The organism is Sunxiuqinia sp. A32 (assembly GCF_052690465.1).
Genome location: NZ_JBQYLI010000010.1, coordinates 45,674 through 68,120 on the forward strand (window position 1 = coordinate 45,674; position 22,447 = coordinate 68,120).

Here is a 22,447-nt window from a genome sequence, read left to right on the forward strand (position 1 = left end):
ATCAATCATTCCTGTTAACAATCATATTAGTAACTCTTGCTGTCGAGATTAATCGCCCATCCTGATTTTTCACATCAACATTCCAAATATGTGTCTGGTTTCCGCGATGTATTATTTTTGCGACTGCAGTTACATCTCCTTCGGTAACAGAACCTGTATGATTTCCGGTTACTTGAATTCCTCTCACATCAACATCTTTCGAATCGACCAACAACATACTTCCCAAACCAGCCAAAGTTTCTGCCAATGCCAAACTTGAGCCACCATGCAACATGCCATCAGGTCGGCAGGTTTTACGACTTAGTGGCATCGAAGCTTCCACTTCGCCATCTTCGATCCGGGTAATTAGTATTCCCAGGTTTCCAACTAAACTTTCTTTAGTAACCTCATTGATTAATTCAAGTGGAGTATCTATTGTAAGCAGACTAAAATCCATAAACTATTATTTAGCCCCTAAAATAACGCTAAGTTTTCATTTAAGAAAAGACTTCTCTCTTCAATTTGGATTAATACTGAGATCAGTCTTTTTTATCTGCTTCTCTCTTTAATTCCCGTTCATATTTCCGTTGGAACTTTTTCAAAGAAACACCTCCCAATGATAAATCTTCTGGTGGATTGGAGTTACCATCACTCAGAAATAGCAATCTGGACTCATGCTTGTCAAGACTAACCGTAATTTGATCAAGATTTCCAAGACCAGTACTATTGCCCAACTCCCATAGATAAACCCATGCATTTCGTTGTCCGGTGATATCATCAATATTATACGTTTCCTGCACGGATTCGTCCGTATCATTAAAAATGAGCAAGGCCCAAGATCGAGGATCTTTAAAACGACGTAGTGCTAGCTTACATCTTCTACTTTGCGCCCAATAAGGCATTGATGCGCTCTGAGGTCGCTCCTGTGGCAATAAATATCGCCAGAAATCCAGTTGCTCATCACTCCAATCAGAGAAAATATCTGATGTTGAAATTACTCCACCAAGGATTCCGGACCACAAAGCAAGACTTTTCTTTTCGTTACTGGTCAAATTGCAATCATTGTCTTTAATGTAGATTACATCCGGATCATTTTGCCAAAATACATTATTGAAATATTGACAATAGTAACTTTCATTCAGCATATTGCCGACACCTTCTTCATCCCACGAACATTTCACATTATTACTAATGCGCATGGCATCGGCATATCCAATTAACGGAGCATATGGCGACATACTTGACAACCAGAAACTGCCTGCTCCAATTTCTTCCCTTATAACATCCAACACTTCAGTAAGAATCTGAACCGATGTTTTGGTACGATCGTGACGCTTGATATTGAAGTTATCTTTCATACCCCACTCAAGATAATCTATCTTATAAAAGGTAAAGCCCATTTTACGGAAGGACCTAAACACACGCTCAATATATCGTTTTACATCTGGGTTGCTTGCATCTAATGCATAGTACTTACCATCAGCATCCTCTTTCTCGACAATTGGATTTCCATCCCTGTCCTGAACAAGCCAGTTCTGATGACGCTTAAATAATTTACTCTTATCATGAACCATGAACGGAGCAATCCAAATACCAGCCCGATAGCCTCGTTGAAATATTTCACGAGCACCATTTTCCATCCCCTTGCTCCAATTATCATTTGGCTCCAGCCAATCGCCAGGAATACAATAACCTTTGTCAATTTGTACTGTATGAAGCGGAACCTTCGGCTCAAGCCCATCCAGATAACTTAGATGTTCTAACAGTGTGTCATAGGTGAAATCCTCATTTGACTCAGATCCTGAAAGCCAATGATAGCTTGTTTTTGTGTCTTTTCTGGCTCCAACATTTTCAGAAATGTTCCAGGCAAGATGACGCATTGTTTCAAACGCTTGATTTCCATAAAAGATGAAAATGTCAGGCAATTTAATGAAGTCATCTTTCAGAGGAATATTTTCGGTAACAAAACCCGTTTCAAAGAAAACAGATTCCTTATCAGGATTTCGATCAACCAAACCCTGTCTGTGAGGTCTGTTATAATAGGTACTTCGCTGAATAAAATCATGCTGTTCATAACTTCCAATTGCAATGGTTTCTTCGCTTTCAGCAATTAATGCGGTGGTCAGGAATGAATCGTACGCCCATGCCTGTTCCCCCAACTTATTTCCCCAATTCTGCTTTGTTGACTTAGGAAAATCGAAAATACCAGTTTGTCCTCCATAACCAAATCCCTGCTTGAAGAAGTTTTTCACCCCTTCAATTCGGGCTTCCCCAAGTGGACAAAACCAATGGGGAGCTTCACGCATTCCGCTCAACTCAGCACCAATAGATACTGAGCCTGAATTTACTTTAAGATCAAGCATTACAAATCCTTGATCAAGCTGATAAATTATTCTTTTCCCTTTTGGAGAATCGCCCATGTAGGTATTCTTCACAAAAATACTTTGCCCGTCAATGGTAGGTCGACAATTGACCAGTCGTATATCACCCGCAACCAAATCAAAAGTTCCGTCACCATGAAGAACCCATTCTGGTTTCCCTAGTCTAAATTTAAGCAGACTAAGGCTGTTTTCAGCATTTATCGCTTGTGAGAAATATGGCAGAGACACAAGACTTGCGCCAACGCCAGCGGTTACTAATTTGAGAAAACTTCTCCGCTCGATAGGTTTTGAAGTCATTCGCTACTATTAGTTAAGTTAGATTAAGCCGTAAAATTAACAAATTTTAACACAGAACACACATCCTGATTTAAAAAATACATCCCTCCTCCTTTCTGACATTCAAATACATACATGCCAACATGTTATACAAAAGGTTCCGATTATTCAAAAAACAACGCAAACAACAGAATTAAAGGTCTGCTTATTATACAATTGCTCTCATAGCCAAACACTCATTTCATACAAAAAATTGTATGTTCAAATTCAATCTGACTAATTTCAACAATTTTTACACCAATTTATATACCCGATAATTAGAATAAAGACAGGTCTTGAACTAGTATTAAATAGAACGCTGATTTTTTCTATAAAGAGTACTAAAGTAAAGAAACTATTAATAAATACATTTTATTATTTAGAATAATTCCGAATAATAAATAAAAAGATACCTTTGTCTTTTAAATGCGCAAGCAAAATAGAGCATTAGAGTTAGTTGAATAATATTTAGAAATCATGAAAAATATTTTTTGCCCAATTTCTGACGAACGAATAAACGAACAAGTCACCAGGTTAAATGCATTATTTGCAGTATTGACAATTATCCTTGGGTTTGTGTTTAATTCTGCATTATTACTAATCTTTCTGGCTGCCGATTTTTACATGAGAGCATTTACGAAAATTAAATACAGTCCTATTAGCTACCTTAGTTCAAGACTAAGCAATGGCTTGAATTTACCATTCAAACCAATTGATAAGGCTCCAAAGATATTTGCGGCACGTATGGGCTTTGTAATGTCAACAATTATCTCACTGCTCTTTGTCTTTAACGCTGGGACTGCAGCGATAGTCGTGGCAGGAATTTTAGGATTTTTCGCAAGTCTTGAGTTTGTATTTGCAATCTGCGTTGGATGTACTATTTACTCGTACTTCGTATTACCTTTTTACAAGAATTAATATTTCCACATATACTTTTCTCGATGCCGGCCTTGTGCCGGTTTTTTTTGCTCTAAACAAAAAAGTAGCGTCTTTTCTCAAAATTCGTTATCAATGATTCAGGAAGGGCGCGAAGTTATTTAACTTTTTAGATGACTACTATTTGATTGTTTGCCAGAAGAATACCGCTACATACAGGTATTTTAACGTCTCCAACTCTTCATTAATAACAATCTTTACCTTGCTGAATTGGTGGACAGGGAACTGTTCCATACGAACAGTACACACAACAATCACCTTCTTTCGGTTTTAGAATTGTATGACAACTTGTACATTCATAGAAAAAACTGCATGCATTTTCCGGCATGAGTTCTTCTTTCTGAAAACCACATTCAGTACATGTAATCACAGATTTAAGTATAATTGGCTTTAATCCCTGAACGTCAAAGGATTCCATACTAATATTTGTTATACTATTTAATAGAAATATGATCTTAATTTCTCCAGACAATAAAAATATTTTTTTTGAACATCTTCGCAAAACATTCTGGCAATCAACTAGAAACATGTATTGCTATAATGAAACATAAAGTCTTTCTGTTCAACCCTGTAAACACCGGAGGCAACACCCTCGGATAATTTATAAAAGGTATAAAAGTGCCTCTCAGAATAGCTAACCTTATTGCATCTAATCTGAAAATTTTGAAGGGATAACACCAAACTCTTCTTTAAAACATTTTCGAAAGTGAGGAAGACTCTGAAATCCTACTTCTGAGCATATTTCGCTAATTGCTATTCCTCCTTCTTTTATGAGATTTGAGGCTTTCCTTAAGCGATATTTTCGAATAAACTCTCCCGGATTTCCCTGATTCAGCTTTTTCATACGTCGATAAAAAGTCACCCGGCTCATTCCAATTAAATTACTTAAAGCATCTGCATTAAACTCGGGATAAGAATAGTTATTTTCTATAAGAATCAGAATTTTCTTAAAGAATAATTTATCATCCTCACTCCAGCCGTCGTTTCTTGTCGCCGAAAATTGTTCAACATCATTCCTAATGGTCTGATATTTTTTCAGAATATTATTAACTCTGGAAAGCAAGAGATTCGGATTAAATGGTTTTTCAATGTAATCATCAATATTGGTTTGGTAACCTTCAATTTTCGAGGATACATCGGTTTTCGCAGTTAACATTATAATAGGGACAAAGCGGGTTTCCTGCTTTTCTCTCACAGCTTTCGATAATTTTAGACCATCCATTATAGGCATCATTAGATCAGTAATTATTAGCTCAGGAATACTTTCTTCAAGTTTTTCGAGCGCTTCTACTCCGTTTGTAGCTGACTGAATTTTGTAATATTTCCCTAGCAGAGAGGAGAGGTATTCCATCAAATCAGGATTGTCTTCTACTAAGAGGATTTCATCGCCTGACGGATTTCCTGGATCAATTGAGGGGGTAGTTGGTAGGGCTATTTCTTTTATTGTCGATACGGTCTCGTCTTCAATAATACCAGAAGATTCAAAATGCTCCCTCCCATATTTGAAAAAGACTTTAAATGTTGTTCCAATCTCCTCTTGACTGGAGCAACTAATTTTTCCTTTTTGGATTTCAACCAGGGCTTTTACCAAAGTAAGTCCCATGCCATGCCCGTCGGTATGATTATTTATTTTCTCGCTTCTAAAAAAACGATCGAAAATCTTGTTCTGTTCCTTTTTTGATATGCCAACACCAGTGTCGGTAATTTTAATAACAACACCATTTTCTTGTTTTTCAAAGTCGATAAAAACGGAACCATCATCTTCCGTGTATTTTATGGCATTTGACAGAATGTTATAAATAATTTTATCGGTTTTATCCTTGTCTAGCCAAAGGTGTATAGAATCATTTTGTTTTAAAATTTCAATCTGAATATTTTTTCGAAGCGCGTATTCCTTAAAAGTATCTGCAATTTCTTTTGTGAATGAAACAATATCGAAATTCGAAATTTGAAGTTTAAGTTCTCCATGGTCATATTTATGGAGATCGATAAATTGGTTCACAAGTCGGAATAACCTATCTGAACTTTTTTTGATATTTTTAAGGATAAACTGGTTGACCCCTTGCTCTTTTAGTCCTTCTATATTTCCTAAAATAATCGTCAACGGAGTACGGAATTCATGCGAAAGATTGGTGTAATAGCGTAGTTTAGCTTGATCAGATTCGCGTAATTTTTCATTCAGCGTTACCATCTTTTCTTTTTGAGCGATGATCTTATTTTTTTGCTCTTCGATAGAAAAGGTTTGTTCTTTTATCCTTTTCTCAAGTTGAATATTCCATCGTTTAATAGTGTGGAAACGAATTCGTTGGATAGCATAGAATACAACAATACTGAAGGATATCATTAGCGCTCTAAACCAGGCTGTCTTATAAAAAGGAGGAATGACTGATAGATTAAGCTGTTTTGCAGAACTCCAATCCTGGCCATTCTCACTGGCCTGAACTTCAAAAACATAATCATCTGGCGGAAGATTTGAGAACACTGCCTGGTTTGATTGCTGAGGTACCAATACCCAATCATCGGATTGCCCGCTTAGCCGGTATCGGAAAATAGTTTGGTCAGGATAACCAAACGGAAAGGCATCGAAAACCAACGAGAACGAGCTTGAGCTGTAATCCAGCTCCAGATTATTAAGCTTCTCAATGGAATTAGAGAGGATGATTCGGTCCTCAATTTTCTCCCCAACCTTTATTTTATGATTATTCAAATAAAGATCAGTGATTATTGGATTGGGTAGCGACGTATTATCTGTAATCTCTTCGGGAATAAAGCTTATAAACCCATCGTAACCACCAAAATATATCTTGCCGGTTGGGTCCAGAGAAAAAGCATCATCCATAAAGAGATCATCTCCTAGATATTTTTCAATTGATAAGTCTCGTAAATTTAGTCGGCTGATTCCCCGGTTGGTACTCATCCAAAGTTCGTTATTCACACAAATGGTGCTATAAATTAAATTGTTTGATAAACCGTCGGATTCGAAAAAGCTGGCAACAACCCTTTCCGTTTCTAAATCAAAAGCCATTAATCCTGTATTACTGCCGATCCACATTGTATCACCAGCAATTTCCAGGGAATATAGTTTGCTATCACTAAAATTGTCCTTTTCGTAGGTGTAATAGGTTAGTTCACCTTCAGGAGTAAGTTTACACATTCCTATGTCGCCAGAAACAAACCAGAAATTTGAATTTCTATCTTTTGTAATACTCCGGATAGACCACGGAGCATAATTAGCCGGCATTTTAATTCTTGTGAGATCGCCTTTGTCTAAGTCAACGATCCCAATTCCGAATTGATTCGTAACAGTAAGTTTTCCAGGAGTAAATTCATGCATACGATAACACACATCTCGCCATTCCCACCCATATTTAATTAGGGTGGATTCTATATGGTTATTTGCTGGGTTATAGCTGCATAATCCTTTGCCGGAGCCAATCCAAAGGTTACCATTTGAGTCTTCGTAGATTGATCGGATGTTTTCAAGACTTTGTGTTGTATTTCCCGGGAAATATATGTCGGAGTATAAAACTTGCTGATTATCGGGTGAGATACACACCAGGCCCAACCGATCGAAACCAACCCAAATATTTCCATTCGAAGATTTGCAAATTGCTCGGATCGGATCAATTTCCTGGTCTGATTTTGACAGTATTGATATGGGATGGTGACTAAAAAGATTCTTTTTCCTGGAGTAAAAATTAACGCCATATTTAGAGGTTCCTATCCATAAATTCCCGCCTTTATCAAAGGCAAAGTTTCTGGCACCCTGGCCGTGGAACGAGTATTCGCTAAAAGGATCATAAGAGTATCTAGACACACGGTCTATTTTGTCGCCATCCATTATAACCTGAACCAGACATGTACTTAATCCAAGCCAAATTTCGTTGTTGTATCCTGCAAGCGCCCTTACTCCATTCCCTTTTAAATAGTTATCTAATTGCTTGTTGTAAGGAACATTTTTTCTTCCGCCAGTTTTGATGTTGAGTATTTCCAAAAAGCCGGTATCTATTATTGCCAGGGAATCGTTAAAAACCTGAGAGATATTTCGTATTCGTTGGTCTACAATCTTTTTTGGGACTTTTTGTTTTTCAGTAAGTGAGTAAAGATATATTCCCTTGTAGCCCCATAGCAGGACTTTGCTCTCTCCGGCATAAATCAAGTAATTCCTTCCCAGGGGAGATTCCAGCTTTGTGGTTTCATTTTTTTCCAGGTTGTAGGTATAAAGTCCGGTGGGATCAGTAAACCATAATAAGGTGTCAAGAGCAGAAACGAGGCTTGTTGTGTGTACTGCATCCGCCGGATAAAAACACGAGTCATTAAATATCCGAAAGGTTTCAGTAGAAGCGTCGTATAAGTTTAATCCTCTGTCTTGAATATGAACCCAAACATTTCCGTTGGGGCAAGACGATACTTTTTCAATATAGTTTCCTTCAAGAGTATTTGGTTGCGACGGAACAGAGCGTAAAATATCAAAATTACTGCCATCAAAGCGTGTAATTCCTTCAATTGTCCCCATCCAAACATAGCCGGTTGAGTCAACTATCAAGCTATTAATATTATTCTGCGAAAGACCTTTTCGTGTATCAAAATGGTCGAATCGAATAAACTGACCAAATGAATGGGAACAGGTCACTAGCATTGCGAACAGCATGATTAGGTGTATTTTATATTTTTTCGGCATTCTGTTTTTACTGTTGAAGCGGATAAAAATAAGCAATTGAAACAAAAACAACACTATCTGAAACAAAAACAACCCACGACCAATTTCTGCCATGATACTTTTGAGAAAAGGAAATTTCATGAAGAAGATTTACGAAGAATGAAATCGCCGGGAATTGAGTAGAGCGAGAAAGTAGAGAGGAGATCTTATTAATCGCAAATGAAAAATGACTAACGAAAAATGGAATCGAGCAGAAGAAAATTTTTGAAGAATGTGGCGGCGGGTACTACTGGTGTTGTTATTGCAAATTCGGCATTTGGCATGTCTGCAAAAAGCTATTCCCGAATACAAGGAGCCAACGATCGTTTACAAATAGTTTTTATGGGATGTGGCCGTCGGGTGGGCGCATATTACAATATGGTCCAAGACAAAAAGAACAATGTTGATCTGGCATATATCTGTGATGTAATGAAATCGCAGCGCGAAAAAGTTGGAAAGCATTTAGCTGGTAAAGTTAGTGGAGATGCCAATCTTATAAATGACATTCGGGAAGCACTGGCAGACAAAAAGGTGGACGCTGTTTTTAATGCAACCCCCGACCACTGGCATGCTCCGGGAGCATGGATGGCAATGGAAGCCGGAAAACATGTTTACCTGGAAAAACCAGGAACACAAAATCCGGAAGAAGGTGAGATTTTAATTGCCTTGCAAAAGAAATACAATAAGCTCATTCAAATGGGAAATCAGCAACGTTCTTCATCTGATACCATTTCTATCATAAATGATATTCATAACGGCCGAATTGGTGAGGCATACAAAGCAGTAGCATTTTATTCAAATCATAGAAACAGTGTTATCGTTCCAAAATCCTCACCTATCCCGCAGGGGCTGGACTGGAACTTGTGGCAAGGTCCGGCACCACGCGAAGATTACAGACATAACACCTGGGATTATAACTGGCATTGGTACGGATGGAAATGGGGAACCGCAGAATCGGGTAATAACGGGACTCATGAATTGGATGTCGCTCGGTGGGCTTTAAATGTTGATTATCCAGAGTATGTAGATGTACAAGCAGCAAAGCGTCACTTTAAAAACGATGGATGGGAAATGTATGACACCATGTATGCTTCTTTCCGTTTCGCAAATGACAAGGTAATTGCCTGGGATGGAAAGAGTAGAAACGGCCACTCAACCTACGGTCCAGAAAGGGGAACTATTGTTTACGGTACAGATGGAACAGTATACATCGATCGAGGAGGTTACCGAGTTTTCGACAGAAACGGGAAGCTGGCGTCTGATAATAAATCAGATGGAGCAGAATCAGGAGTTGCACTTGGAGGTGGAGGTTCAATGTCTGACGCCCACATTCGTAATTTCTTTAATGCTATTCGGGGTAAGACAAACGAGCTAAATTCTCCTATTGAAATGGGAGCTAAGAGCCAAATGCTTACTCACTATGCCAATATCGCTTACCGTATTCAAAAACCTTTTCAGGTAGATACTGAAACCGGCCGGATTTTCGACAGAGATGCCATGAAACTCTGGGGCCGCGAATATGAAAAAGGCTGGGAACCCAAAATGTAAGAACAAAAGACTTTCACATCAACAAACTAAACAAAACCATATTAATGAAAACCAGGCAAATTCTAATTCTGTTAATCCTTTCACTATTCATTGGCGTTTGGAACTTAAGCGCCCAGCGTTATTCACAATTGGTTGATCCTCTTATCGGAAGTGAAGGTAATGGACTCGGCTGCGGGTATTGCTATATTGGTGCTACTTATCCATTTGGGATGGTACAGTTATCGCCAGGATTTTTTACCCCTCAACGAGGATTTGGAATTACCCAGTTAAGTGGTGCCGGATGCGCCAACATGGGAAATTTTCCGGTTCTTCCGTTAGCAGGTGAATTGACGAAATCTCCAAATGACATGGACGGATTTCAGCCTTATGTTGAAGTCAATGAAGCACATGCTGGCTTTCTTTCCTTATCGATGGAAGATAATACACTGGCAGAGCTTACTGTTAATCAGCGCTCGGGAATTGCCCGTTTCTCCTTTGATGAGGGAAAAGGGACTGTATTAATCGGCTCTGGAGTTAGTGCCACTTTCGTAAATAATTCGCGGATAGAGATTACATCGACATCAACTTGCGAAGGTTTTGCATATGGAGGTGAATTTTGTGGTGCTGAAACACTTTACAAAATTTATTTTGCTGCAGCGTTTAACCGTGACGCCAGCGATTTTGGAACATGGATGAAAGGAAACCTACTGGAATCCGCAAAATTGGCCTACGGGAAAAATTCGGGAGCTTACTTTTCATTTGATACCCAAACTGATAGTAAAGTTGAATACCGTATTGCTATATCTTTTGTATCGATTGAAAATGCACGTGAAAATTTGCGCCAGTCGGCAACTGAAAATGGCTTTGATGCTTACCGCAAATCCGCCTCTAAAGTATGGGACGAGAACCTTGGAAAGATAAAGGTGGCAAGCGACAACGAAGGCGATCTCGTTCAGTTTTACACCCATTTTTACCACGCTTTAATTCATCCTAATCTGGTTAGTGATTCTAACGGAGAATATATTGGTGCAGATTTCAAGGTTCATAAAGCACAACACGGTAGGGATGTATATAGCTCGTTTAGTGTTTGGGATACTTATCGCGCTCAGGCACAACTGGTAGCGATGCTTTATCCGAAAGAAGCCAGCGATATGATGCAGTCGTTGGTTGATTTTGCTGATCAGGCCGGAGGGTATGGTCGTTGGATTTTGGCAAACATCGAAACAGGAATAATGCAGGGCAATCCAACGCCTATTCTTATTGCAAATTCGTATGCTTTTGGTGCTACCAATTTTGATCTGGAAGGCGCTTTCTCTTATATGAAAAAAGGAGCGACTATTCCTCGGCTTTATTCACAGGATCGCGAGATTCGACCTTTCTTAAGAGAGTATAACGAAGTAGGAATTGCCCCGGCATCCATACTTTTAGAGTACACTTCAGCTGATTATGCGATTGGGCAATTTGCCCAGCAGGCTCTAAACGACAAGAAAGAAGCTTCGTTTTTTATTCAGCGATCGAAAAATTGGAAAAATTTATATAATCCACAGCTAAATTGGTTATGCTCGCGCAACGGAAATGGAAAGTGGAAAAATATTCACCACGACTGGCGAGAAGCAACCTACAAGAACTATTTCTGGATGGTCCCTTACGATCTGGAAACGTTAATTGACACTATCGGTGGTAAGAAAGTAGCAGAAGCACGACTCGATACTTTGTTTGAACGACTTGATGCTTCGTACGATGAAGACTGGTTTGCTGCCGGAAACGAACCCGATTTTCAGGTGCCCTGGATTTACAATTGGACCAACTCGCCCGAAAAAACAAATAAAGTAATTCAGCGAATTTTTAACGAAATGTACAACAGCAGTCCTTCGGGATTACCCGGTAATGACGACCTAGGGACAATGGGAGCCTGGTATGTTTTTGCCTCTGTTGGTTTGTATCCAATGGTACCGGGCGTGGGTGGATTTTCTGTTAATATTCCCCGATTCTCAAAAGTTTCGGTTGAACTGCCCGAAGGAGAATTGATTATTACTGGAGGTTCTATGGAGGCATCTAAAATTCGACGCCTGCAAGTAAATGAGAAAACACATAATCCGCTTTGGTTAGATTGGAAAGAACTAAAACACGGGGCGCAGATTCGATTTAAAACACGATAACAGACTATTCAAAATTAACACTTCGAATAATGCTAAGGTAAAATATCTGAGGCACTAAATTAAACTCAAACTATTTTTTATGAAAAAAATCAGACCGTATTGTTCTCATGTGAAGATGCAATCAACGCGTTTGTTTGCTCTAAAAGCTATTGGAATTTTTTCCTTTATCTTTTTATCCCACGTTGATGTAATTGCGGGGAATAACTGGAACAAGTTTTTCAGTGACCCCATTCGGAATTTAATTCCTGAGAAAGCAGAAAGTCTACAACCTCAAACAATTAAAGGACGGATTGTTGATAAAAATGGCGACCCACTTCCGGGGGCTAACGTAATTATCGAAGGTACTTATGGTGGTGCTATTTCCGATGCTGATGGTGATTTTACGATTGAAGCCGAAATCGGAGATAAACTCGTGTTTTCATTTATAGGTATGGAAAAACAGGAGGTAAAGTACACTGGACAGAAAGACCTGGTAGTTACATTGCAGGATAAAACCGACGAGTTGGACGAGGTAACTGTAGTTGCCTTCGGAAAACAGAAGAAAGAAAGTGTAATTTCTTCAATCTCTACCATTTCTCCGAAAGATTTGAAAATCCCATCCAGTAACCTTACGTCTGCTTTTGCCGGGCGTATTGCTGGTATGATTTCTTACCAAACAACAGGTGAACCAGATGCTGACAATGCTCAATTCTTTATTCGAGGAGTTACCACATTTGGAACAGGTAAAAAGGATCCACTTATTTTAATTGATGGAGTAGAAATGAGTACAGGAGAACTTTCTCGTTTAACTCCTGATGATATTGGTAGTTTTTCGATTATGAAAGATGCGAATGCTACAGCTCTTTATGGTGCGCGCGGTGCTAATGGAGTAATTTTGGTTACCACCAAAGAAGGTCGAGAAGGTAAGGCTAAGATATCTTTTAGAATGGAAAGAGCTTTTTCTCAACCTACGGAAGAGTTGGATTTTGTAGATCCTATAAATTTTATGAAACTGCATAATGAAGCAGTGGTTACCCGTGGTGATATAAATTTACCGTATAGTAAAAAGAAGATTGATTATACAGAGAGAGGCATCGATCCACTAAGGTATCCGCAGGTTGATTGGGATGATATGTTGTTTAAAAACGGAACATTTAATCAGCGTTATAACCTAAATATTAGTGGTGGTGGTAAAGTTGCCAATTATTACATTGCTGCAAAGTATACAAACGATAAAGGTATATTGAAAAATGATTCTCGCCAGAATTACGATAATAATATTAGTGCCGATAAGTATTCGTTACGTTCAAATGTAAATGTATTTCTTTCTCAAACTACAAAAATCACCGTAAGGTTAAATGGTGATTTTGACACATATAGTGGTCCCTTAGTTAGTGGTAGTGATTTGTATAAGAAAGTGCTTAATGCGAGTCCGGTTTATTTTTTGCCTTATTATGAGCCTGATGAAGCTAATATCTATACCAAAAATATCCTCTTTGGCAATTACGATACCGGAAATTATTTGAATCCATATGCCGAAATGGTTAAAGGATATAAATCGAAAGATCGATCAAACATGTACGCTCAGTTTGAGGTAAATCAAGATCTAGATTTTCTAACCGAAGGATTGTCTGTTCGAGGTTTATTCAATATAAGCCGGTATTCCTTGTTGGAGATAAAAAGGCAGTATAACCCTTTCTGGTATAATGTGGCAGAAACACCAGATCCTGATGATTACGTGCTTACCAACCTAAACCCTGATGGTGGAACGGATTATTTGAATTATCAACCAGGCACAAGGGAGTTGGTAAGTACTATGTACGTAGAAGGTGCTGTTAACTACAAAAAGAAAATAAAAGAAAAGAATTCTATTTCCGGTTTATTGGTTTTTACATTGCGTGAAAAGCATGATGGAATATCCAACAACCTTCAGTTATCATTACCATACCGAAATCTAGGGCTTGCCGGACGTCTTACTTACGGCTATGATGATCGCTATTTTGTTGAGGCAAATTTTGGGTATAATGGTTCTGAACGTTTTGATTCTGGGCATCGTTGGGGATTTTTCCCATCTGCCGGGTTGGGGTGGATGGTATCCAATGAAGGTTTTATGTTGCCATATAAAGAGACAATTACAAAGTTGAAATTAAAAGCAACTTACGGATTGGTGGGTAACGACCAGATTGGTAGTAGTAATGACCGCTTTTTCTATATGTCTGAAATTAATATGAACAACGGTGACAGAGGCTATACTGCCGGTTATGATTATGGTTTTTCACGTGCTGGGATATCAATAAATCGCTACTCCGATCCGAATATAACCTGGGAAATAAGTCGCAAGACGAATTTTGGAGCAGAGTTAAATCTTTGGAATGAATTTGAAATCCAAGCAGATTTCTTCCATGAATACCGTAGTAATATTTTGCAACGTCGTTCAGACATACCAACAACAATGGGATTAGAGGTAACACCAAGTGCAAATATTGGCGAAGCTGCCAGCCATGGTTGTGAGTTTTCGGTTGATTATACAAAATCATTTTCTTCTAAATTATGGATGATCTTGAGAGGAAACTTTACTTATGCTACAAGTGAGTACAAAGTATTTGAGGAACCTGATTATAAAGATACTCCATGGCGTTCTCATGTTGGTCAAAGTGTATCACAACAATGGGGATATGTTGCAGAACGTTTGTTTATTGATGAGGAGGAAGTGGCAAATGCACCAACGCAATTTGACAATTACTTGGCTGGAGATATTAAATACAAAGATATTAACGGGGACATGATAATTGATGAAAAAGACCAAGTACCAATTGGCTATCCAACAACTCCAGAAATAAATTATGGATTTGGTCTTTCTCTTGGATTTGGAAAGATTGACTTTTCTTGTTTCTTCCAGGGGTCTGCAAGATCATCGTTCTGGATTGATCCTAATGCCACAGCACCATTTGTTACCAACGGAGTAGACGGTTTTACTACAACACGTGCAATGCTACAGGTTTATGCTGATAGTCATTGGTCAGAAGACAATAGAGATATTTTCGCTTTGTGGCCACGGTTATCAGAGTCAACAATAAATAATAATAACAAACGGAACACATGGTTTATGCGAGATGGTTCCTTTTTACGATTGAAAACAGTAGAGTTAGGATATACGGTTCCTAAAAGTTTTGTTGAAAAGTGTAGGTTAAGTAATATCCGCATTTATGCATCAGGAAGCAACTTGGCAGTGTTCTCTGCTTTTAAATTATGGGATCCGGAAATGGGTGGAAATGGTTTAGCTTACCCCTTACAGCGTGTTATTAACTTAGGAGCAACTATTGATTTTTAAAAAATATATCAGATGGAGAATTTAAAAAAATATTTTAAAGCAATAGTCTTTATTATTGGAACAAGTGTAATTTTTACTAATTGTTCTGATTTTTTAGATGTGGTCCCCGACGGTACTGCAACTATGGAAACAGTTTTTTCAAATAGAGTGAATTCTGAAAAGTTCTTTTATACCTGTTATAATGGATTACCTAATTTCGCAGACGCTGGAAATTATCCCGGCAATCTTGGTGGTGACGATTATTGGTGGGATGAAGATATAAACCTGTTTAAAAATTCGCATGGTGGATATATTGCACGAGGTTTTCAAAACAGTTCTTTTCCCTTTCAAAACTATTGGGATGGGGAAAGAGGTGGTAAAAACCTATGGACAAGTATTCGTAATTGCAATATTTTTATTAACAATATCGACAATGTCCCCGATCTACAAGACTGGGAAAGAGATAGTTGGAAAGCAGAAGTAAAAGTATTGAAGGCATATTATCATCTGTTTTTAATGCAACTTTATGGTCCAATCCCAATTATAGAAGAGAGTCTTGAGGTAAGTGCAAATCCCGACCAAGTAAAAGTGTATCGTCAACCGGTTGACAGTGTTGTTAGCTTTATTACCAGAACGATTGATGATGCGATTGAAAATTTGCCATTACAAGTAGATGATTTAAGCCAGGAAGCAGGACGAATGACAGTCCCTATTGCGTTAACAATAAAAGCAAAAGCACTGGTTTGGGCAGCAAGTCCTCTCTTTAACGGATCATTTAGCTACTACGATGGTTTTCTAGATAACAACGGAGTTGCCTTAATTGGTGGCGATGGTAGTAATTCTGACATAAAAGCAAGGTGGGAAAAAGCGGCCATTGCAATAAAAAATGCAATCAATACATGCGAGCTTGCTGGTCATGATTTATTCCGTTTTGAGCCGGGATTTGACAAAATGTCGGATACAACAGCGTTAAAATATACCTTGCGAGGCGTTGCCAGCGAGCGGGTTAATTTAAACCCGGAAATTATTTGGCCCTGCACAAGGAGCAATAATGATTTTCAGAATCGTTGTACCCCAATGTTTTATGACTACGATAATGGAGGAGGTTCTCTTGCTGAGATATGTGCTACAATGAAAATGGCTGAATTGTTTTATACAAATAATGGATTGCCTATCGACGAAGATCCTACATGGAACTATGAAGACCGTTTTGTTACAAGAGAAGATACCGGGAGTTTTCATAACTACTATGTAGAAAAAGAAGGTGTAACAGCTAATTTGAACTATTATAGAGAACCTCGGTTCTACGCCAATCTAGGCTTTGACAGGGGTGTTTATGAATTAATTAACAACGATGAAGAAAATCCATTTATCATCTATAATAAAAGTGGTGAAGCTCATGGGTTTATTTACGAAAAGGCCCATATTTCAACCGGGTACTTTGTAAAAAAACAAGTGAGTTACCGCATCCCTACACAATCTCCATCTCCTAGCCCTTATCGCTTCTCCATTCCAATCTATCGTTTAGCTGATTTATATTTGTTGTATGCTGAAGCATTAAATGAAACATACGATACACCAACGGATGAAGTGTATGAAATGGTTGATAAAATTCGTGCTCGCGCAGGATTAAAAGGAGTTCGCGAAACATGGCAAATGGCAGAAGCCGAATTCCAGAACAAACCAGATACACAAGAAGGAATGCGTGAGATTATAAAGCGTGAACGCCTTATTGAGTTAGCATTCGAAGGGCAACGTACTTTCGATTTACGTCGTTGGGGAGACGCAATGGACGTGTTAAATGAACCCGTTCGTGGTTGGGACTATCAGGGAACAACGAATGAAGATTATTACCAAAGAACTGTGTACCTTACCAGTAGAGGATTCTCATACCGAAACTATCTCTGGCCTATTAAGAATAATACACTTACAGTTAATAGTAACCTTGTTCAAAACCCTGGTTGGTAATGAAAATTTTAAGCAATGTACATTGCTTACTGAATGTTTATTATTTAAAACGACAAACAAATGAATAAAGCATATTTTAATAATATAAAGAATGTCGGTATAGCAGTTTCCTTGCTATGTCTCATTGTTATGGGCACTATTTCGTGCGACGAAGCCTCTGTAGGGCAAATACCTACAGATAATATCCCGCCGTCCGGACTTTCTAATGTTGTCATAACCCCTGAATACGGAGGTGGTCTTGTTTCCTATGATTTACCAAAAGAAGTGGACATCTCTTATGTCCGTTGTGAGTATGAAAATGATGGCAAAAAATGTTCGGTTAATTCTTCTGTTTATAATTCGAGCTTGAAAATTGAAGGGTTAAGTGATACTACCGAGATGAAAGTGTCTCTTTATGTTGCTGACCATAGTGAAAATTTATCAGAGTCTTACGAAACTAGTTTTACTCCGCTGCCTTCGCCAATGAAAGCAATATTGGAATCATTTGTAGTAACTCCTACCTATGGAGGAACTAGAATAACGTGGGAGAACCCGGCAGAGGTTCTTGTTGGTATTTCTTTTCTTGCAGCCAATGACGAAGGAGATATAGAACTACAGGATATTTATTATACATCAGCTGCGCATGGAACAAAAAGTTTACACGGCTTTACTACCGATAAACGTTTGTTCGCTTTAAGCTTGGTCGATAAATATGAGAATAATTCGGATACCGTGAAAGTTGAAATTTCTCCTTTGTATGAAGAGGAATTCGACAAAGAGTTCTTTGCAGACGGACACCTGAATGGAGACAATATATCAACAAGGAGTAACCGCCCAGTTACAAATTTATGGGATGGAACAACCGATGTAATCTGGCATACCGATCCTTCTGCAGGCTATTCTGTTCCTCAGTTTTTCACTGTTGATCTAGGTGTAACAGGAAATCTTTCTAGGTTCGTTCTTTGGGAACGGTATTCATATGCTTATAGTCAGCACAATTTGAGGCTATTCGACGTTTATGGAACAGATTCATTAACACACGAGATCGATGATGAATATTATGCAGATATGGATCAGTGGAAACAGGACTGGAAACTGTTATCAGAATGTGAAGTTGTTAAGCCTTCCGGAAGTAGAGTTGGTACAAACACCGAAGAGGATTTGGCTGCGTCGAAAGCTGGGTTCAACTTCGATTTTAATGAAAATGCTACAAATATTCGCTATCTGAGGTTTGTCGTTAAAGAAACATGGGCTAAAACGACAGCAATGCATGCTGCAGAAATATCTGTTTTTGGAGACGCAAGAGGTGCTGCGAATGAATAGTCACAAACAAAATATTATAAAATGAAAAATATAAAATTGAAATATTCATATAGAAATAAAGGATATTTTCTTACTGCAGTTATCATTGTTTTGTCCTTGTTTATTTTTTCTTGCGAGGATCAAAATTATTTACACGAGAAATATCTGGAGGAAGGCGAAACAGTATACATAGGTAAAGTAGATTCTATGATCGCTTTTCCTGGTAATTATCGAATTAAGTTTAAATGGCTTGTAGGTAACGATCCCAGAACAACAAAAACAGTAATATACTGGGATGAACGCGATAGGAGTGTTGAGGTACCCTTGGATGCAGTAGCGGATTCAACCGGCAAAATATGGGCGGAAACAATAATCGAGAATATGGAAGAAAACGACTATGTTTTTGAGTTTGAAATGCAGGATGATCAAGGCAATATCTCAATGTCGAGAGAAATTACCGCTTCTGTTTTAGGGGATCTCTATACTGAAAACATCCGTAAAAGAGGAGTTGAAGGGATTTCAAAACTTGAGACTTCAGAAATGAAAATTGAATGGAACAAAGTGAGTAATAAAGAATTGGTTTATTCTGTTGTAGAGTATGAACTCGATGGAGATATCATTAAACTTCAGGTTCCAAATGAGGATAATACAACCTTAATAAGTGGTCTGTCAACCAGAGATACAATTAATATCTATTCATCCTATTTACCTGAAAATGGGCTTGATACATTCGCCACTGCAAAAGTTGCATACGTGATGCCTAAATTTCAGCGCGAAATTGATAAAGCCAACTTTAGTACGAGTGATAAACCAGGAGATAATACATCTGTAAATAACGGAAGACCTCTTTCTGCCATTTTCGATGGAGGGATCCGTAATAATGGACAAGATGGAACCGTCTTGCATACGGTTGACTACACTAATGCATCTGGCGAAGGTATTGAGTTTAGGTTCCCAAATAAGTTTACGATTGATATGGGAAAATTAGCCACATTGTACCAATTTAAAATTTGGCCAAGAACCGATAACAGTCCTTTTACCGGACATAGCGTACGTTTTATTGAGGTGTGGGGAGTAGATGAATTAAAAACACAGGACGATTTTACATCAGAGGCTGAATACCAAAGCTACTATACAACCACCTATGTTGAGCAAAAAAATCCGGCGGATTATCTCAGTAAAGACGATGCAAATTATGTTGATTTGGTAAGTAACACCAATAGTAAAGCCGAAAACTTTGTGGAGGCTTCGCCGGAAGGCGGAATTTATAACTGGCAGGAAGACTGGCATAAACTTGGCGATTTTGAGATTAAAAAGCCATCTGGAGCCAAATATGGAACTAAAAACTCTGTAGATGAAGACGCCTGGAACGAAGGTTTTACTTTCGACACTAATGAAATAGGAGAAAAAGTACGCTTCATCCGTATTCTAGTTAAATATCCTAACTGGCAAAATACCAACTGTGTAAACATTGGTGAGATTTCATTGTACGGAGATGATCTGTAGGTAAATCACAATCAATAATAATTTTATTAGATAAAACATAAAGAACTTCCTGAAATGCTGTTCTGCATTCAGGAAGTTTTATTTTTCTATGGTTAATTGAATCTGTTTAGAAAACTTTTAACCCAAGTAAATAATCATAATGAGAAAAGAGAGTTTAAAGGAATTTGCATTGATAATGTTTTTACTACCTGCATTGTGTATGTGTTCCCAATCGCGAAAAAATACGGATAATATTGCCAAACACATCAACCCGATTATTGGGTCTGGTGGCCATGGACATGTTTTTGTGGGTGCGAGTGTACCTTTTGGAGGCGTTCAACTGGGGCCAAATAATATTTTTAAAGGCTGGGACTGGTGTTCCGGGTATCATTACTCAGATAGTATCGTAATTGGTTTTTCCCATACCCACCTAAGCGGAACCGGTGGATCTGATTTGGGAGATATTTTAATGATGCCCGTTACCGGAGATGCGAGCTTAAAAAGGGGGCAACAAGATGATATAAGCGATGCATATGCTTCATATTACAGTCATGATAACGAGGTAGTGAAACCCGGATATTACTCTCTTCTTCTGGATAAATACAGAATAAAGATTGAACTAACAGCCACTGAAAGAGTGGGTGTTCATAAATACACCTTCCCTTCAGAAAATAATAATCACGTAGTTATTGATTTAAAAGAAGGAAACGGCGACAAATCAACCAACACCTACCTGAAAAAGGTTGATGCATTTACCATCCAAGGTTACCGCTTTTCAAAAGGTTGGGCGAAAGACCAGCGCATTTGGTTTACCCTAAAAAGCAATCAGGAGATCGAGAAACTGGAGGTTTACGATAATACGACACCAGCTGGTGAAAATGTTATAAAAGCACAGGGAGCGAAAGGAGTTATTTCCTTTGCAGGTTACCCAAGAGAAGTGATTTTTAAAGTGGGCATTTCGCCGGTAAGCTCAGAAAATGCACTGTCCAATATAAATGCCGAAACACCCGACTGGGATTTTAACAAAATAGCCAAACAGGCGGAGGATAAATGGGATCATGAAGTTTCAAAGATTGAAATTAAAACTGCTGATCCGGCTTTAAAAGAGATTTTTTATACTGCGATGTACCATTCGTTTATCGCACCTGTTTTATTTAACGATGCCGATGGAAGTTACAGAGGTATAGACAAAGAAGTGTACAATAATCCTGGCTTCGAAAATTATTCTGTTTTCTCGTTGTGGGACACTTATCGGACAGAGCATGAGCTGTTGACAATTGTTCAGCCGGAAAGAGTAAACGATTTTATAAACTCCATGTTGGCAATTTACCAACAGCAAGGCAAATTGCCGCAATGGCATCTCATGGGAAATGAAACCAATGCTATGTTGGGGTACAGTGCAGCCCCTGTGGTAGTAGATGCCTGGCAAAAAGGATTTGATGGTTTTGACGAAGAAATGGCTTTTGAAGCTTTGAAAGCATCAGGAACTTTTCAGTCTCAACGCGGTATTGCCCCACTAATGGAATATGGTTTTATTCCACGGACTAAAGCTCGTGAAGCAACTTCGGTAGCTTTTGAAAATGCAATAGACGACCGAAGTGTTGCACAAATGGCAAAGGGGCTTGGGAAAGAAGAAGACTTTAAATACTTTTTTGAAAGATCCGAAACCTATAAAAGTTATTTTAATAAAAGTACCGGTTTTGTTCACCCCAGAATGTCTGATGAATCATGGGCAACACCTTACGATCCCATGGAGTCGGTGCACATGGTGGGCGATTTCTCGGAAGGAAACGGCTGGCAGTATACGTTTTTGGTTCCACAAGATCCGGAAGGTTTAATCGAACTATTTGGTAGCGATGAGCAATTCACCGAAAAACTCGATTCCTTATTTACGATTACCGGCGACATGGGAGAACATGCTTCTATTGATATAACCGGATTAATTGGGATGTACGCACAGGGAAATGAACCTTGTCACCATATCGCTTACCTTTATGCCTATGCTGGACAACAATGGAAAACAGCGGAGAAGATTCGCTACATTCTTAACGAGTTTTATACCAATAAGCCTGATGGATTAATTGGCAACGAAGATTGCGGACAAATGTCGGCATGGTACATAATGTCGTCACTTGGTTTTTACCCGGTAAATCCTTCAAATGGCATTTATGTTTTTGGAAGTCCCTTGTTCGACGAAGCCAAAATAAATCTTCCCGAAGGCAAAACTTTCACTGTTCAGGCGAAAAAAAACAGCAAAGAAAATATTTACATCCAGTCGGTTGAGTTGAATGGACAGACCTACTCTAAAAGCTACATTAATCATCAGGATATTATGGCCGGTGGAGTACTGTCGTTTGTGATGGGAAGTTCGCCCAATTACAATTTTGGTGCAGCTAACGAAGACCGGCCAAAATCAGAACTTTAAATG

General features: G+C 38.5%; 12 protein-coding genes. 8 read left to right on the forward strand and 4 right to left on the reverse strand.

Translation table 11 applies throughout. From position 1 onward, the window contains the following. Position 1: 1 nt before the first annotated feature. The gene (locus tag ACUNWD_RS11690) at positions 2 to 436 is read right to left on the reverse strand and encodes a PaaI family thioesterase (RefSeq protein ID WP_445587991.1); all 435 of its coding nucleotides are present in this window, start codon (positions 434 to 436) and stop codon (positions 2 to 4) included. Between the two features lie 82 nt (positions 437 to 518). Further along, the gene (locus ACUNWD_RS11695; RefSeq protein WP_445587992.1) at positions 519 to 2,657 is read right to left on the reverse strand and encodes a glycoside hydrolase family 36 protein; all 2,139 of its coding nucleotides are present in this window, start codon (positions 2,655 to 2,657) and stop codon (positions 519 to 521) included. Between the two features lie 495 nt (positions 2,658 to 3,152). On the opposite strand from ACUNWD_RS11695, the gene ACUNWD_RS11700 reads away from it, so the two are divergent. Next, entirely contained in the window at positions 3,153 to 3,593 is a 441-nt protein-coding gene (locus tag ACUNWD_RS11700) for a DUF4395 domain-containing protein (protein WP_445587993.1), read from the forward strand. 202 nt (positions 3,594 to 3,795) lie between these two features. Here ACUNWD_RS11700 and ACUNWD_RS11705 read toward each other — a convergent pair whose 3' ends face one another. Both ACUNWD_RS11705 and ACUNWD_RS11710 read right to left on the reverse strand, forming a co-directional pair. Next, a complete protein-coding gene (locus ACUNWD_RS11705; RefSeq protein ID WP_445587994.1) occupies positions 3,796 to 4,029 on the reverse strand; it encodes a GDCCVxC domain-containing (seleno)protein in 234 nt (77 codons plus the stop codon). A gap of 231 nt (positions 4,030 to 4,260) precedes the next feature. Further along, positions 4,261 to 8,262, reverse strand: coding sequence for a response regulator (locus ACUNWD_RS11710; protein WP_445587995.1), 4,002 nt, complete (start codon positions 8,260 to 8,262; stop codon positions 4,261 to 4,263). Positions 8,263 to 8,511: 249 nt separating this feature from the next. Here ACUNWD_RS11710 and ACUNWD_RS11715 point away from each other — a divergent pair, with 249 nt between their 5' ends. From ACUNWD_RS11715 to ACUNWD_RS11745, 7 genes are all read left to right on the forward strand, one after another. Then, positions 8,512 to 9,858, forward strand: a complete 1,347-nt coding sequence (locus ACUNWD_RS11715) for a Gfo/Idh/MocA family protein (protein WP_445587996.1) — start codon at positions 8,512 to 8,514, stop codon at positions 9,856 to 9,858. 44 nt (positions 9,859 to 9,902) lie between these two features. Beyond that, positions 9,903 to 11,996, forward strand: a complete 2,094-nt coding sequence (locus ACUNWD_RS11720; protein WP_445587997.1) for a GH92 family glycosyl hydrolase — start codon at positions 9,903 to 9,905, stop codon at positions 11,994 to 11,996. A 79-nt stretch (positions 11,997 to 12,075) separates the two neighbouring features. Then, positions 12,076 to 15,306 carry a SusC/RagA family TonB-linked outer membrane protein gene (locus ACUNWD_RS11725; protein ID WP_445587998.1) on the forward strand — a complete coding sequence of 1,077 codons (3,231 nt, stop codon included), beginning with the start codon at positions 12,076 to 12,078 and terminating at the stop codon, positions 15,304 to 15,306. Positions 15,307 to 15,318: 12 nt separating this feature from the next. Continuing rightward, the gene (locus ACUNWD_RS11730) at positions 15,319 to 17,253 is read left to right on the forward strand and encodes a RagB/SusD family nutrient uptake outer membrane protein (protein WP_445587999.1); all 1,935 of its coding nucleotides are present in this window, start codon (positions 15,319 to 15,321) and stop codon (positions 17,251 to 17,253) included. Between the two features lie 60 nt (positions 17,254 to 17,313). Further along, entirely contained in the window at positions 17,314 to 18,555 is a 1,242-nt protein-coding gene (locus tag ACUNWD_RS11735; protein WP_445588000.1) for a DUF5000 domain-containing lipoprotein, read from the forward strand. Positions 18,556 to 18,576: 21 nt separating this feature from the next. After that, the gene (locus tag ACUNWD_RS11740; protein WP_445588001.1) at positions 18,577 to 20,040 is read left to right on the forward strand and encodes a DUF4998 domain-containing protein; all 1,464 of its coding nucleotides are present in this window, start codon (positions 18,577 to 18,579) and stop codon (positions 20,038 to 20,040) included. Between the two features lie 139 nt (positions 20,041 to 20,179). Next, positions 20,180 to 22,444, forward strand: coding sequence for a GH92 family glycosyl hydrolase (locus ACUNWD_RS11745; protein WP_445588002.1), 2,265 nt, complete (start codon positions 20,180 to 20,182; stop codon positions 22,442 to 22,444). Positions 22,445 to 22,447 lie beyond the last annotated feature (3 nt).